Origin of the sequence: Thermocaproicibacter melissae (assembly GCF_024498295.1) — a bacterium.
Lineage (GTDB): Bacteria > Bacillota > Clostridia > Oscillospirales > Acutalibacteraceae > Thermocaproicibacter > Thermocaproicibacter melissae.
Genome location: NZ_CP101827.1, coordinates 198,334 through 212,039 on the forward strand (window position 1 = coordinate 198,334; position 13,706 = coordinate 212,039).

The window sequence follows — 13,706 nt, forward strand, 5'->3', positions numbered from 1 at the left end:
CCATGAAAATGCCGTATTTACTTTCCTTCGATTCGGCATCTCAGCTTGGGGAGCTTATCCTCTACTTGCTGGCGGTTGTCGGCGTCTTATGGTTGTGCTGGGCGCTGAGCAAGTTTCTTCTGAAGCGCACCGGTGCAATCAGCAGCACAAACAATATCCGAATTCTCGAGCGTGTGAGCATTGCCCAGGACAAGGGCCTTGTGATTGCGGAAATCTGCGGCGGAGTTTACCTTCTTTCGTTCTCAAATGAGCGAGTAGAGATTCTCATGGAACTTGACAGGCACTTATTGAAGCAGCCGAAGCCCATGGCTCAGCAGAGTTTCAAGGATATCTTGAACTCCGCCCTGAAAGGAAGATTGGATGCAACCAGATTTAACGGAAAAAACAACAACGGCAGTGACGACAGCAAAACCTAAAAAATCGGCGAAGCAGAAAACCTTCCGAAAGGTCATGCTTTCCGTGGCTGTGTTTCTCATCGTTCTTCTTCTCCTGCCCATGAGAGCTTCCGCTGCCAGCAGTGTGAATGTGAATGTGAACGGAGAGGGCGTCAACACCCTCGAAATCATCGAGATGATGACGATTCTCGCACTGCTGCCCACAATTCTCATCATGACAAGCTGCTTCACGCGCATCGTGATTGTTCTTTCGTTCTTAAGGAATGCCCTTGGTCTTCAGAACACTCCGCCGAACCAAGTGCTCATCGGCATTTCGCTTTTTCTCACGCTTTTCATCATGTCTCCGATTGTGTCAAAAATCAACACAGAGGCTTACCAGCCTTACAAGGAATCCCGCATCACCCAAGAGGAGTTCATGAAGAAGGCCAGTGAGCCGCTCAAGGAGTTCATGCTGAAAAACACCAAAACGCAGGACCTGAATCTTTTCCGCAGCCTCGGAAAAGTCAGCGACGACGTGGCGGCCAAGGATCTTTCCATTACCGTTGTAATTCCAGCATTCATGACCAGTGAGCTCAAGCGTGCTTTCATTATCGGTTTCCTGCTTTACATACCGTTTTTGATTATCGACATGATTGTTTCAAGCACACTGATGTCCATGGGCATGGTGATGCTTCCGCCGAACATGGTTTCCATGCCGTTCAAGCTCCTGCTCTTCATCATTGTCGATGGTTGGGACTTGCTCTTCAAAACGCTGGCAACTTCATTTAACCTCTAGCGTGAGCCGGAAAGGAATTGACTTATGTCCGTAGCACAGGTAACACAAATCGTTCAGGCAGCTTTGATTGCAATGCTGAAAGTCTCGGCTCCTGTTTTGCTCATCAGTATGGCTGTCGGTCTGGTCGTTTCCATTCTGCAGGCTGCCACGCAGATTCATGAGCAGAGTGTCGCCTTTGTTCCGAAGCTCGTTGCCATCGCTGTCATACTTGTGATTATGGGTGCATGGATGCTCGGAAACCTGAAGGATTTTACGCTATATATATTCGACCAGATTGTGAACTTGTCATAAAGGCGTGGTGCGCTGTTGGAACTTGATTACAACTTTAATTTACTGATGATGCTGTTTCTGCGTATGTCGGGTTGTATTCTTTTTAACCCCATCTTCGGCAGAAAAAACATTCCGAATTTGGCGCGCGCTGCCCTTTGTCTTATGCTTACTCTCTTTACCTATCCGTTTCTTCCGCAGAAGTCGCTGGAAATCTCCAAACCAATCGTGTTTGTCGTCTGCGGCGTGAAGGAACTGCTGATAGGTCTTATCATCGGCTTCCTGATTCAAATGATACAATCGGTTTTCATCATGGCCGGTGAACAGATGGATATGCAAATCGGCATTTCCATGTCGAAGATTTACGACCCGCAAAGCAACATTTCGATGCCGCTCTCCGCTTCGCTGATCAACGCAATGTTTTTTCTGATTTTTTTCCTCACAAACTCGCACCTGACCTTGATGGAGCTTTTTGTGAAGCTCGGCACAGCGATTCCTTACGGAGACACAGCGATTCCGTCCACTATCTTCAAGGATCTTGCCGGTTGCTTCGGGCTTATGCTGATTTACTCCGCAAAGCTCTGTCTGCCTCTCATCGCCGTTGAAATGATTGCGCAGGTCGGCATTGGCATCATGATGAGGGCTGTGCCGCAAATTGATATTTTTACCATCGAGATTCAAATGAAAATCATCATCGGCTTTTTGGCGGTCATTTTCCTGGTGCCGTCGTTCTCATCACTGATTGAAAAACTTATCAACGTTATGTTTGAAAATATCAGCGAAATTTACTCGCTGTTGACATAATTGGATATGGCCTAACGGCAGAGGGGGGATTTCATGGCGTCGGCGTCCGAAAAAACCGAAAAGGCAACGCCGAAAAAGCGCGAAGACGAACGCAAAAAAGGTAATATCTTTCAAAGCGCCGATACCGTCAGCGCATTCTGCGTTCTCATTGTTTTCCTTGCCTTGCGCATCGCCATGCCTTACATCTACCGCTCCCTCTCCAACATTATGAGGGCCAGCATTCAGTCCATCGGTGAGCAGGACACTCTCTCCACTGCTTACGCGCTCAGCCTAAACCGCTCCATGTGGATGCAGATTCTTCTGCTTTCCTCTCCCGTTCTTCTCGCGGCAGCTGGCACCGGAATCCTCGTTACGGGGGTTCAGACAAGGTTCAAATTCTCCGGAGAGAAAATCAAGTTTAAGCTCAACAACATCAGTCCCTTACAGGGAATTAAACGACTTTTTTCGCTACGTTCCGTCATTGAGGTTCTGAAAGCCGCTATTAAAACGGTCATCATCGGCTACATCATCTACCGCAAAATCCTCGACATCCGCGTTCAGTGCACGGCCATGATGCAAACGGACGTCCTGCGGTCCACCGTTGCGGTTCTCAATGATCTGATGGAACTCGTCATTCAGATTTCCGTTGTGCTGCTTGCTCTTGCTGCTGCGGACTATCTCTACCAATGGTGGGAATACGAGCGCAACATCAAGATGACCAAGCAGGAAGTTAAGGAAGAGTTCAAACAGCTGGAAGGCAACCCCGAAATCAAGGGGCGCATCCGCCAGATGCAGCGTGAGATGTCACGCAGGCGCATGATGCAGCAGGTTCCGACCGCAGATGTGGTCATTAGAAACCCTACGCATTACGCCGTTGCCCTGCGCTACAACCCGGATAAAGACAATGCTCCGGTCGTTGTCGCAAAAGGGCAGGACTATGTTGCCCTGCGCATTGTAGAAATCGCAGAGCAGTATGGTATTCCGATGAGGGAGGACAAGCCGCTTGCCCGCGCCTTGTATGCCTCCGTAGAAGTTGGGTCCGAAATTCCAACCGAGTTCTACTCCGCGCTAGCAGTTGTCATGGCGTGGGTTTTTCAGCTTAAAAAGGAGATGAGCCGATAATTGAAGAAACTCTTCAACAATGCAGTTGCATTTTTCGTCATACTCATTATCGCGCTCGTTGTTATCCCTCTGCCGACCCAGCTGCTTGACGTAATGTTCATTCTGAATATTACCCTGTCGCTCATGGTGCTGCTCCTTACCATGTATGTGCACACGGCGCTAGACTTCTCCGTTTTCCCGTCTATTTTGCTGATTGCCACATTGTTCCGTCTGGCGCTGAATATTTCCTCAACGCGTCAAATTCTGACGAACAACGGTTACGGCGGCGAAGTCATCAAGACGTTCGGTAGTTTCGTTTTGCAGGGTAACATAGTCGTCGGCTTTATCGTCTTCCTCATCATTGTGTTGGTGAACTTCCTCGTCATCACCAAAGGCGCCGAACGCGTGTCTGAGGTTGCTGCTAGGTTCCGCTTGGACGCAATGCCCGGCAAACAGATGGCAATTGACGCAGACCTGAACTCCGGCCTCATTGACGAAAAGCAGGCCCGCGAACGCCGCGCGGATGTGCAGCGTGAAGCAGAGTTTTACGGTGCTATGGACGGTGCCAGCAAGTTCGTCAAAGGCGACGCCATCATGGCAATCGTCGTAACCTTCATCAACCTGATTGCCGGCATAATCATCGGCATGGTGCAGGGCGGCAAATCGTTTGACGAAGTCCTCAACATTTACACGATTGCCTCCGTCGGTGACGGTCTTGTCTCGCAGGTTCCCGCACTTTTGATTTCAACCGCGACCGGCATGATTGTTACCCGTGCCGCTTCTAACTCTACCCTCGGAAAAGATGTCGCCGGCCAGTTTGTTTCCCAGCCAATCGTTATTATAATCGCGGGCTTTGCACTTCTTGCCATGTGTCTGATTCCGGGGATGCCGATTTTACAGGTGCTCGTTCTTTCCGGACTGATGCTCGCACTTGGCTTCACCATCTTGCGGAGACACAAGGCCGAGGAACTCCAGCTTGCTCCCGCCGCCGGCGAAGCTGCCGGATCTGCCGCAGAGAATGAAGTGGAATATTACAAGAACATTGACAATATCTACAACCTTCTCCCGCTCGACGCCATTGAAATGGACTTTGGCTACAGCCTCATTCCGCTGGTCGATGAACGGAGCGGCAGCAGCTTCATTGAGCGCCTTGTTATGTTCCGCAAACAGTTTGCCATAGAGATGGGCATGGTTGTCCCTGCCGTGCGTCTGCGCGACAGCGCAAGCCTCAACCCGAACCAGTATGTCATTAAAATCAAGGGCGAAGAAGTCGCCCGCGGCGAAATTTTAATGGATTATTATCTTGCTCTCGACCCCGGTAACCTCACCGGTGAAATCGACGGCATTGACACCATAGAACCTGCCTACGGAATTCCGAGCAAGTGGATTACCCCCGATAAAAAGGATTTGGCAGAAATCTACGGCTACACGGTAATTGACCCGCTCTCCGTGGTCATCACGCATCTCTCCGAGACCGTTCGCAAACACGCATGCGAATTGCTCTCGCGGCAGGATGTCAGCCAGATTCTCGAAAACCTCAAGAAATATAACGAACCGCTTGTCAACGATGTGGTTCCCGGCATTATTTCCCAGGCAAATCTGCAAAAGGTGCTGTGCTGTCTGCTAAAAGAGGGAGTTCCTATTCGGGACATGGAGACGATTCTCGAAACGATTTCCAACCATGCAACGGTGCATGATCCCGAAATGCTCACCGAATATGTGCGGCAGGCACTCCGCCGCACTATCACAAGACAGTGGTCGGAAGGTGGAAAGATTCGCGTCATTACGCTCGACAGCGAGGTGGAAAAGACCATCATCAACTCCATCACCAAGAACGAGCATGGAACCTACCTTGCACTCGATCCACAGATGACGCAAAAGATCATTACCAAACTCTCGGAATGCATCGCCAATGTGAAAGACGTTATCAGCACGCCAATCATTCTGACCTCGCCCGTTGTGCGCCTCTACTTCAGTAAACTGCTTCAGCAGTTCTACCCCAAAGCAGTTGTCCTCTCGTTCAATGAACTGGAAAACAACGTGCAGATTCAAGCTGTTGCCAATATTGCGGTTGACTGATACCGCCCCTTGATTCTATCGGAAAGGAGCACGGCTGAATGACACAGACTGCAGAAACCATTCTTCTGCCCATTCAGGAGCTTTGGCTTCGTTACAAAAAAGACCGGCTACCTGAATTGCGGGACGAACTGATCCGCCATTACAGCTACCTTGTGCGCTGCATTGCGCGCAAAATCGTAGGACACTACGAATACTTCAGCGAATTAGATGACCTTGTAAGCGAAGGTCTCATTGCGCTGATGGATGCCGTGCAGAAATTTGAGCTTGACAAAAACGTGAAATTTGAAACCTACGCATCCATCCGCATCCGCGGTGCCATGATTGATTATATTCGTAGGCAGGACTGTTTTCCGCGCCGCTTGAAACGGCTTTCAAAACAGCTTACCGAGGCGAGCGAAACTCTCTGCTGCACTCTTGGCAGGGAGCCAACTGACGCGGAGCTGGCAAAGTACCTGAACGTCAGCCCTGAGGACTACGAAAAAATGCTTGCAGAAACTTGCTCCATGAATATGCTCTCGTTTGAGGAGCTTATCTACGAGAAGGGCTGCGAAAGTCTTTCTCTTCACACCGGTTCCGATTCCCAGGGTCCGGAACAGGCCATGGCAGAGAAGGAACTAAAAGAGATTTTGGCTGAAAGCATCTCTCGCCTAGATGAAAAAGAAAAAATTGTAATTTCGCTTTATTATAAAGAAGAGTTAAAAATACGCGAGATTTCACAGATTCTCGGCATTAGTGACTCACGCGTTTCACAGATACACTCCAGCGCACTGAAAAAGTTAAAGAACAGCGTTGGCAATTATTTGAAACAGTAGGGAAAGAAGGGTTCAGCTTATGGTGCGAGGCTTTTACACGCTTGCCTCCGGTATGCTGACAAAAAACAGAATTCTGAACACAGTCAGCAACAATGTGGCAAACACAAACACAACCGGCTTCAAGGCGCAGCATCTTACCCAGAAAACATTCGGGGAAATGGTTGCCAGCAGACTTGATAGCGCTTCCACCGAAATCGGCTCTTTGGCACTCGGCACAACGGTTGATGAGGCGGTTACTGACTTCACGCAGGGCTCCCTCAATTCCACCGGACGCGCGCTTGACTTCGCAATTTCCGGCGACGGATTTTTCGCCGTGCAGACCGCGGACGGTGTAGCTTACACACGCAACGGCAGCTTTAATCTGGATGCAGAGGGTTATCTGGTGCTGAACGGTGCCGGGCGCGTTCTTGGGAGAAACGGCCAGCCGATCTACCTTGGTACTGACAATATAACGAGTGATGGGGCTGGCAATCTCTATATCAACGGCGCAGCGGCAGGCAGCATCGGCGTCTTCCGCTTTCCGGATAATGCGCAGCTAACCATTGTAGGGGAAGGATTTTTCCAAGGTGTCGGCGCGACGGCCGATCCGCAGCCGCAGGTGGTGTGGCAGTCGCTGGAAAACTCCAATACGGAAATGGCAGCCGAGCTGACCCGCGGCATGACAGCACAGCGAGGCCTTCAGAGCTGTTCACAAGCCCTCAAGATTTATGATACAGTGCTTGACAAAGCAATCGACCTTGGCAGAGTCTAAAAACAGAAGGGAGTGTAAGATAAGGTATGACCACAGGTTTTCATACTGCAACTGCCGGAATGCTATGGTCTCAGAAAGCGCTTGACGTAACCGCAAACAACATCTCGAACCTAAGCACAAGCGGATACAAAGCAGACAAAGCGTCTTTTGCCGATCTTCTCTATACCGAAGTGAAGCAGCCGGGATCAAACCCCGCATTGAAGGTTGGCCACGGCAGCAAAATCAACAAAACCGACACGGTGTTTTCTGCTGCTTCTTTAACCCAGACCAACAAGCCGCAGGATTATGCTTTACCAGATACGCGGAACTTCTTTGCGGTTCGCACACCGCAGGGGCGAATCATCTACACGCGCGGCGGCAGTTTTCAGCTTTCACGGCACGCAGACGGTTTGAATTATTTGGTGGATTCCGCCGGCAACGAGGTTCTGGATCCGAACGGAAACAGCATTGTGGTAACAAACATCCAAGAAAAGCAAAATCTCGGCGTTTTCACGTTTGCCAATCTGGATGGGCTGAAAAAAACAAGCGGCGGTTTTGAAGCAACCGCTCTTTCCGGAGAAGCGATTCGTGTTCCGGGTGCCGAAGTTCGGCAAGGGGTTCTGGAAGCTTCCTCCGCCGACATGACAACGGAAATCTCCAATATGATTATCCAAGAACGTGCTTATCAACTAAATGCTAAAATGGTGGTCATGACAGATGAAGTGATGCAGGCAGTCAATAATCTGCGCTGAGGAAGTGTAACGTATGAGTACACTCAATAATGGACAATTCTCCAATCCGAATGCCGGCACAGACAGCTCAAAACCGCAGTTATTTGTGCGTATTTCGGAAAACCGGCAGGAAGCCTTCGTTTGGGCGAAAAATGTCACTTTGGGGCAACAAATCCAAGAGGAAGATGTTAAACGCGCTTTAGAAGAAAACGGTGTCGTATTTGGAATTCTGCCCGATGCCATAAAAACCTTCTGTGCAAATCCTACGCGGGAGACTCTCTGTGCACATGGAATCCCCGCACAGAATGAGGGGAACGGAGAAATCGAATATTTTTTCCGTACCGATGAATGCTCCACCCCGAAACAGCTGGAAGACGGCACGGTCGACTACAGTAGTCTGGACATGGTACAAAGCGTGAAAAAAGGCGACCTTCTCTGCCGCATCGTTCCGCCTGAGCCGGGAAAAGACGGTACGGATGTGACAGGTAAGACGGTTCCCTACAAAAAAGGACACTTTCCCTCTCTCCCTTCCGGGCGCAACCTTACCTTCAATGAAGAACGAACGGAAGTACGCGCTGCCATTGATGGGTGCATCGAATACCGCAAAGGCATACTCAATATTAACGATACCTTCTATGTACGCGGCAATGTAGACAGTTCCTCCGGAAACATCTCTTTTGGAGGCACGGTCGTAGTCCAAGGCGATGTGACGGCCGGCTATACGGTGAAAGCGGGCGGCGACATCAAGGTTTACGGCATGGTCATCGGGGCAACGCTTGAAGCCGGCGGCAGCATTACGGTTTCCAAAGGCGTCAACGGAATGCTCGGCGGCTACCTAAAGGCAGGTGGCAATGTTGTTGCACGTTATTTTCAGAGTGCCAAAGTCATCAGCGGCTGCGATGTTTACGCAGACACCTTGATGAACTGCGATGTTGACGCCGGTGGCCGCATCATTATGCGCGGCCCGAACTCGTCAATAATGGGAGGAAAATGCCAGGCTGGGCACCGCATATATGCGAAGATGATTGGCACAACCAGCTATGCGCTTACTGAGCTAATCATTACGTCTCCTGACCTGAAAGACTCGCTTTCCGGCAATTTTTCGCGGGCTAACGAAATTGCTGAACTGAAGCAGAAAATCATGGCTGAAAACTTGGTTCAGCAGGACTGCGCTAGACAGCTAAAGCTGATTAGCAGCACACTCGGTTCGCGGGAACCGAGTGCTCGCACTCAGAACCTGATTAAGTCGATTACGAATCGGCAAAAGGAGTCGGAAAACGATGTGTACCGATACTCCAAACGGATTGAAGAGTTGGAGAATGCCCCAATTGTTCCACTGTCCGAATTTAATGTTGCTGTGCTTCGCACCGCTTATCCTGGAACCAAAATCACAATTGGTACCGTAAGCATGATGCTGAACAATAAGTATGACCACATGAAATTCTATCTGAAAGGCGATCAAATCGTCACCGGACCAATCCTTCCCTCCGACGAAGAAAACTAAGGAGCACTCTTTCGGAGATTTTATCCGGCAATTATTGAAGGTGTGAAAATGTCAATTAAAGATTTCAGTCAGCTCAATGATATGCACATCGATGTTTTGCGCGAAATCGGGAACATCGGTGCCGGCAATGCAGCCACTTCCCTGGCAAATATGCTGAACAGGCAGATTGAAATGAGAACGCCTGTTGTGCGCATAATGGACATTCAAGATGTGGACAAAGCGATGGGTGGGCCGGAAACACCAGTCGTTGCGATCTTGGTGGAATTGTTTGGCGATATTCACGGCATCATGATGTTTGTGGCAGGGCAGAAGTTCACCAAGACGATGCTCGGAAGCCTTTTGGGATGTGAAGACGCAGACTGCATGCATCTGACCGAGATGCAAAGCTCTGCACTTTCCGAAATAGGCAACATCATGATCGGTTCTTATGTTTCCGCCATTTCTTCCCTTGCGAACCTAAAAATCAACATGTCCGTTCCGGGTGTTACAGCCGACATGGTCGGCTCTCTGCTTACGGTGCCCGCAGCGGAAATGGGAGCGGATGCCGACAAAATCATCTTCGTGGAAGATGATTTTGAGAATGAACAGGATGTCATCACCGCGAACATGATGCTGATTCCTAGTCTAGACTCTCTGAGTACTCTGATGAATGGGCTGGGGATAGCATTATGAACAATTTAATTGTAGTAGGTATTGCGGAGATGCAGGTTGCTGAATCTCCTACTTGTTTTGTTACCTATGCACTTGGCTCCTGCGTAGGCATTTGTCTTTATGACCCGGTTCGTAAGGTCGGCGGCCTCGGCCATATTCTCTTGCCAAATTATCCCCATGAACACCCGAACGAAAAGCTCCACCGCTACGCTGACACCTGCATCCCGGAAATGGTGAAAGAAATGGAGAAAATGGGATGCGTGCGCAGTAGGATTACAGCAAAAATCGCCGGCGGTGCAAAAATGTTTAACATTGCAAGCGACAGTGCTTTTGGCAACATCGGTGCCAGAAATGTAGATGCAGTAAAAACTACTCTACAAAATCTTCAGGTCCGTATCGTTGCGCAAGATACGGGCCTGAATTATGGTAGAACTGTTTTCTTCTATACGGAAGACGGCACCATGGTTGTGAAATCCTGCACCATGGGTTCCAAAACCTTTTAATATATTCTGCGGTTGCTTTTGGGCAAAGGCTCTTGAAGTTCCCGCAGCCGGGCTTGAATGCGGTTACATTCCGCCTCAAGCCTGCTTCGGGCTTCACGGTCAAGCGCAAGGATTTTCTGCAGCACTTCGTTTTCTTTCTGAGCAAGCTCGCAAAGCTTCTTTTCCTCTTCTGTGCATTCCGTTTGCGGCAGCTTTCCCGCAACGATTTTTTTCATTCGCTCGCATTGTTCCGGTGGAAATTCACGGCAGACGGCGTCAATCATGGCGTTGCATTTTTTCAGCCGATCAATATAAACCTGACGTTTGTCAACGAGCGTGCCGATGTCAACCATCTGCTGGCGGCTCTGCACCTCAATTTCCTTGGTCAGGTTCAAAATATGGTTGAGCAGAATCAACCTCTGCTCCATACACTCCGGAAGAAATCTTCCGGGGTTTTTTTTGTTCTCTGTCACGTTGTATGCCCCGGAAGCGGATTTGAATTGCTGCCATGTGTGTGCAGAGATTTTTCCGCTTCACTCCATGCTTCCCGCAGTTCTGCCAGCTTAGGAATAATCGCGTCGATTCGGGAAGCATCGCCCGTCGCTTCCGTAATGACGATTTGGCCAATCATGTAAGAATAAATGGCTTTTAACCGCTTGGAAATATCGTACTTTTCATCGAGGACTACAACGAGGTAATTCAGGATGTTCCGGCACTTTTTCATGCATTTCTGAGCTGTTTGGGTGTCTCCCTTGCCTATCAGCATGGAAGCATACTTCAGGTTCTTAATCACCTCATCGTAAAGCACCACAATTTGCTCCCCGCGGGACATTGTGTTGACAGCCTGTTCCTGGTACTTTTGAATCAAACTCCCGTTTCCGTACATTTTCATTTCCTCCGGTCTATCAATTTAATTCAGAGGTCAGCTGGTTCCTAAGCCCATGTTCGAGATATAATCAAACTGAGTAACAAGTCTTGAAAGGATATTCTCCATTCGGGTAAATTCCCTCTGTAAACGGTTCCGCTCATTTGTGAGCTGTGTCTGCAACTCTTTGATATTCTTCTGGTATTGGTTGATTTGACTTGCGAACTGGCTGTTATCCACACCGATCAGCGTGCTGCTGCCGGCCACGTCAACCAGAATGCCGCTGTTGCCGTAAACACCGATATACTTTGTAACGACATCCCTTAGGCGCTGCGCCACGCCGTCTGCATTTGTGGACTCGTCTTTACCGTCTGAATTTGTGAAAAGCTGTTCCACTTGGCTCAAGTTGTTTTTCAGCGCGTCCTTCAGCTTTGTTTCGTCAATGACGAGCTTACCGCCTGAAGTATAGTCATAAGCCTGGGTGGAAATGCCGATATCCGCCAAAGACATCCCCACAGAAGTAACGATGGTTTCCATTGCGTTGCGCAGGTCGTTCTGCAGCTGGCTGAGCTGGGGATCAGCGAACAACAGACCTTGTTTTGCTTTTTTCTGCCACTGCTCGATTTCCGCGTCCGTCATTTCTTTCTTTTGCTCATCGGTCAGCGGCTCGTAGGTTTTTCCGCCGCCGTTGCGCGTGCTATGTGAAGCCGGCATTTCTGTGACGTACGTGTTTATCGTAGTGATAATTTTATTATAGGTCTCCACAAATGTGGAGATTTTTTCGTAGAGATCTTCGGAGTTGTCAGCCGCGGAAAAAGTCACCGCGCTGTCCGTCGTGCCGGTTACGGTCATTGTAACGCCGTCGAGCGTAAAGCTATTGGTTCCGCGTATAATATGGGTAGGCGTTCCACCCAGCGTGACATCCATCTCGAGGTCCTGCCCGCTCGTGAACGAAGGGTTGCTGCCAAACAAAGCTGCCACGAGATTGCCGCCGCCCTCATTGTCATGGATGTCGATGGTTTCCTGTGAGCCGGTATTATCGGAAACAATGCGGAAGCGATTGAGTGTCTGCGAATAACTGATGGTTACATTTACGTCGTTATCGTTGTTGATAGTATTGATAATCGTGTTGAGCTCCGTATCCTCGTTGAACGTAAAGGATTTTCCATTGATCGTAAAGGAATAAACCTTTTTATCATTCTCATCCACAGCTTCGGTGGAGAGGGTAGTTTGAAGTTCTCCTTTAAGCTCACTGAGCTTCTTGTCGAGTTCAAGGCGGTTCGTCTCTCCGGAGCGGATATGAAGCAAGCCATCCGTCCCAAGCACTCCGCTTGAGCTGGCGGATACAAATGTCAGCACGGAAGAACTGTCGTCCACAGAAAATCTGAGTATTCCGCTGTCATCATAGTTCACTTTTACCTTATTCTCGTTGTGAGCATTCACGCCGAAAGCATCGCGAAATTTGCTCTGTAAATACGATGCCAGGGATTCGACATCTTTATATTGCTCCACTTCACTTTGGTTGAAGGAGATTGTTTTGGTAAGGCCATCCAGCTGCACGGTTAAGGAGGTTCCGGCAAGCTGACTGCCGATGTATGCTATACTCTTCTTGACGGGGCCGTTCAGCGTATAGCTGTCGCCTGTTTTCGTCAAGCCGAGTCCGTCGATAAAATTCTGAGAAGCTCCGGTGATTTTGGTAGAATCATCGGTAGCTGTCATGGTAATGCAACCATCGCTCACAGCAAACGAAATCTTTCCTGTAAGGCCGGCTTTCTTCACCTGGTTGTTCAGATTATCTGCGAGCTTCTGAAGGAAGGAGGAGTCGGAAATTATTTCATCGGCGCTGTCGGGAATCGCAAGATTGCTGCCGAGGGAAATGGTATATAAAGTTCCTCCTACTTCCACATTGAGGTAAGAAGAAGAAGCAATGGTGTTTTTCAATGGCGACATCGTATGAATATCCGGCACAGATACATCGGAACCGGTTAAAACTGCGGGTTTTGCAATCTTCGTGATGCTGTTTATCACCACATTTCCAGCATCCGCCGCATCTCCCGTTGCCGTAACGACACTGGAATTCGAGCTGACAAGCTGTTCCGCATCAAAGAACCTCTTGCTCATCAGGTTTGTGGAGGATTTTGTTGAGTAAGACAGGTAATTATCCGAAAAACTCTGCAGCAGGTCTTCAATCTCATGGTACATTTCCTGCTTCCATTCAACCTTCTGCTGGAGCTGCTGCTGTTTTGCAATTTTTTCGGACGTTTTGGCAGTCAGCGCTTTAATCAGATTTTGAGTATCCAGACCCGAAGCAAATTCCGAACCGTTTAAGCGCGTGGTGCCATCCATTGTATAAAAAGAAGGAATCGACGATGAGGTCGATGTTGTTGATGTACTCATGCAGCATCCTCCATTCATATTGAAAAGTTAACTTATCTCAACTCTGTAAAATCTACTTAGTATATCGGCTTTTTTCCTCTTTTGTTTAGCTTCCGCGCAAAAAAGCACCTTCCGAGGATATCCCCGGAAGGTGC

At 49.1% G+C, this 13,706-nt stretch carries 15 protein-coding genes; 12 read left to right on the forward strand and 3 right to left on the reverse strand.

The window, feature by feature from the left end; all coding sequences use genetic code 11:
• The first annotated feature begins 2 nt into the window (after nucleotides 1–2).
• Genes NOG13_RS01025 through NOG13_RS01080 form a run of 12 tightly spaced genes read left to right on the forward strand, consistent with a single transcriptional unit; the run spans nucleotide 3 to nucleotide 10,331 of the window.
• A complete protein-coding gene (locus NOG13_RS01025) occupies nucleotides 3–416 on the forward strand; it encodes a FliO/MopB family protein (RefSeq protein ID WP_283110464.1) in 414 nt (137 codons plus the stop codon).
• A complete protein-coding gene (gene fliP / locus NOG13_RS01030; protein WP_346347659.1) occupies nucleotides 361–1,170 on the forward strand; it encodes a flagellar type III secretion system pore protein FliP in 810 nt (269 codons plus the stop codon). Before NOG13_RS01025 ends, fliP begins: the two co-directional genes overlap by 56 nt.
• Nucleotides 1,171–1,194: 24 nt before the next feature.
• Nucleotides 1,195–1,461 carry a flagellar biosynthesis protein FliQ gene (gene fliQ / locus NOG13_RS01035; protein ID WP_283110465.1) on the forward strand — a complete coding sequence of 89 codons (267 nt, stop codon included), beginning with the start codon at nucleotides 1,195–1,197 and terminating at the stop codon, nucleotides 1,459–1,461.
• A 15-nt stretch (nucleotides 1,462–1,476) separates the two neighbouring features.
• Nucleotides 1,477–2,241 carry a flagellar biosynthetic protein FliR gene (locus tag NOG13_RS01040; RefSeq protein WP_283110466.1) on the forward strand — a complete coding sequence of 255 codons (765 nt, stop codon included), beginning with the start codon at nucleotides 1,477–1,479 and terminating at the stop codon, nucleotides 2,239–2,241.
• A gap of 33 nt (nucleotides 2,242–2,274) precedes the next feature.
• The gene (gene flhB / locus NOG13_RS01045) at nucleotides 2,275–3,342 is read left to right on the forward strand and encodes a flagellar biosynthesis protein FlhB (RefSeq protein WP_283110467.1); all 1,068 of its coding nucleotides are present in this window, start codon (nucleotides 2,275–2,277) and stop codon (nucleotides 3,340–3,342) included.
• A complete protein-coding gene (flhA, locus tag NOG13_RS01050) occupies nucleotides 3,343–5,400 on the forward strand; it encodes a flagellar biosynthesis protein FlhA (protein WP_283110468.1) in 2,058 nt (685 codons plus the stop codon).
• Nucleotides 5,401–5,438: 38 nt separating this feature from the next.
• Nucleotides 5,439–6,212, forward strand: coding sequence for a sigma-70 family RNA polymerase sigma factor (locus NOG13_RS01055; protein WP_283110469.1), 774 nt, complete (start codon nucleotides 5,439–5,441; stop codon nucleotides 6,210–6,212).
• Nucleotides 6,213–6,231: 19 nt separating this feature from the next.
• Nucleotides 6,232–6,963: a flagellar hook-basal body protein gene (locus NOG13_RS01060; RefSeq protein WP_283110470.1), complete on the forward strand. Its 732-nt coding sequence runs from the start codon at nucleotides 6,232–6,234 to the stop codon at nucleotides 6,961–6,963.
• Between the two features lie 26 nt (nucleotides 6,964–6,989).
• A complete protein-coding gene (locus NOG13_RS01065) occupies nucleotides 6,990–7,694 on the forward strand; it encodes a flagellar hook-basal body protein (protein ID WP_283110471.1) in 705 nt (234 codons plus the stop codon).
• A gap of 13 nt (nucleotides 7,695–7,707) precedes the next feature.
• On the forward strand, nucleotides 7,708–9,177 hold the full coding sequence (locus tag NOG13_RS01070; RefSeq protein ID WP_283110472.1) for a flagellar assembly protein A: 1,470 nt from the start codon (nucleotides 7,708–7,710) through the stop codon (nucleotides 9,175–9,177).
• A 48-nt stretch (nucleotides 9,178–9,225) separates the two neighbouring features.
• Complete coding sequence (locus NOG13_RS01075) at nucleotides 9,226–9,849, forward strand: chemotaxis protein CheC (protein ID WP_283110473.1); 624 nt, start codon at nucleotides 9,226–9,228, stop codon at nucleotides 9,847–9,849.
• Nucleotides 9,846–10,331: a chemotaxis protein CheD gene (locus NOG13_RS01080; RefSeq protein ID WP_283110474.1), complete on the forward strand. Its 486-nt coding sequence runs from the start codon at nucleotides 9,846–9,848 to the stop codon at nucleotides 10,329–10,331. The genes NOG13_RS01075 and NOG13_RS01080 overlap by 4 nt, the downstream gene beginning before the upstream one ends.
• On the opposite strand, the gene NOG13_RS01085 is transcribed toward NOG13_RS01080, so the two are convergent.
• The 3 genes from NOG13_RS01085 to fliD are packed head-to-tail and all read right to left on the reverse strand — an operon-like array spanning nucleotide 10,328 to nucleotide 13,572.
• On the reverse strand, nucleotides 10,328–10,783 hold the full coding sequence (locus NOG13_RS01085) for a hypothetical protein (protein ID WP_283110475.1): 456 nt from the start codon (nucleotides 10,781–10,783) through the stop codon (nucleotides 10,328–10,330). The genes NOG13_RS01080 and NOG13_RS01085 overlap by 4 nt on opposite strands.
• Nucleotides 10,780–11,196 carry a flagellar export chaperone FliS gene (gene fliS, locus NOG13_RS01090; protein WP_283110476.1) on the reverse strand — a complete coding sequence of 139 codons (417 nt, stop codon included), beginning with the start codon at nucleotides 11,194–11,196 and terminating at the stop codon, nucleotides 10,780–10,782. Before fliS ends, NOG13_RS01085 begins: the two co-directional genes overlap by 4 nt.
• 36 nt (nucleotides 11,197–11,232) lie before the next feature.
• Nucleotides 11,233–13,572 carry a flagellar filament capping protein FliD gene (gene fliD, locus NOG13_RS01095; protein ID WP_283110477.1) on the reverse strand — a complete coding sequence of 780 codons (2,340 nt, stop codon included), beginning with the start codon at nucleotides 13,570–13,572 and terminating at the stop codon, nucleotides 11,233–11,235.
• Between the last annotated feature and the right edge of the window lie 134 nt (nucleotides 13,573–13,706).

Coding starts and splice junctions, on each gene's coding strand:
- NOG13_RS01025 (WP_283110464.1), top strand. CDS start 3: ATGAAAATGCCGTATTTACTTTCCTTCGATTCGGCATCTCAGCTTGGG.
- fliP (WP_346347659.1), top strand. CDS start 361: ATGCAACCAGATTTAACGGAAAAAACAACAACGGCAGTGACGACAGCA.
- fliQ (WP_283110465.1), top strand. CDS start 1,195: ATGTCCGTAGCACAGGTAACACAAATCGTTCAGGCAGCTTTGATTGCA.
- flhB (WP_283110467.1), top strand. CDS start 2,275: ATGGCGTCGGCGTCCGAAAAAACCGAAAAGGCAACGCCGAAAAAGCGC.
- NOG13_RS01055 (WP_283110469.1), top strand. CDS start 5,439: ATGACACAGACTGCAGAAACCATTCTTCTGCCCATTCAGGAGCTTTGG.
- NOG13_RS01060 (WP_283110470.1), top strand. CDS start 6,232: ATGGTGCGAGGCTTTTACACGCTTGCCTCCGGTATGCTGACAAAAAAC.
- NOG13_RS01065 (WP_283110471.1), top strand. CDS start 6,990: ATGACCACAGGTTTTCATACTGCAACTGCCGGAATGCTATGGTCTCAG.
- NOG13_RS01070 (WP_283110472.1), top strand. CDS start 7,708: ATGAGTACACTCAATAATGGACAATTCTCCAATCCGAATGCCGGCACA.
- NOG13_RS01075 (WP_283110473.1), top strand. CDS start 9,226: ATGTCAATTAAAGATTTCAGTCAGCTCAATGATATGCACATCGATGTT.
- NOG13_RS01080 (WP_283110474.1), top strand. CDS start 9,846: ATGAACAATTTAATTGTAGTAGGTATTGCGGAGATGCAGGTTGCTGAA.
- fliS (WP_283110476.1), bottom strand. CDS start 11,196: ATGTACGGAAACGGGAGTTTGATTCAAAAGTACCAGGAACAGGCTGTC.
- fliD (WP_283110477.1), bottom strand. CDS start 13,572: ATGAGTACATCAACAACATCGACCTCATCGTCGATTCCTTCTTTTTAT.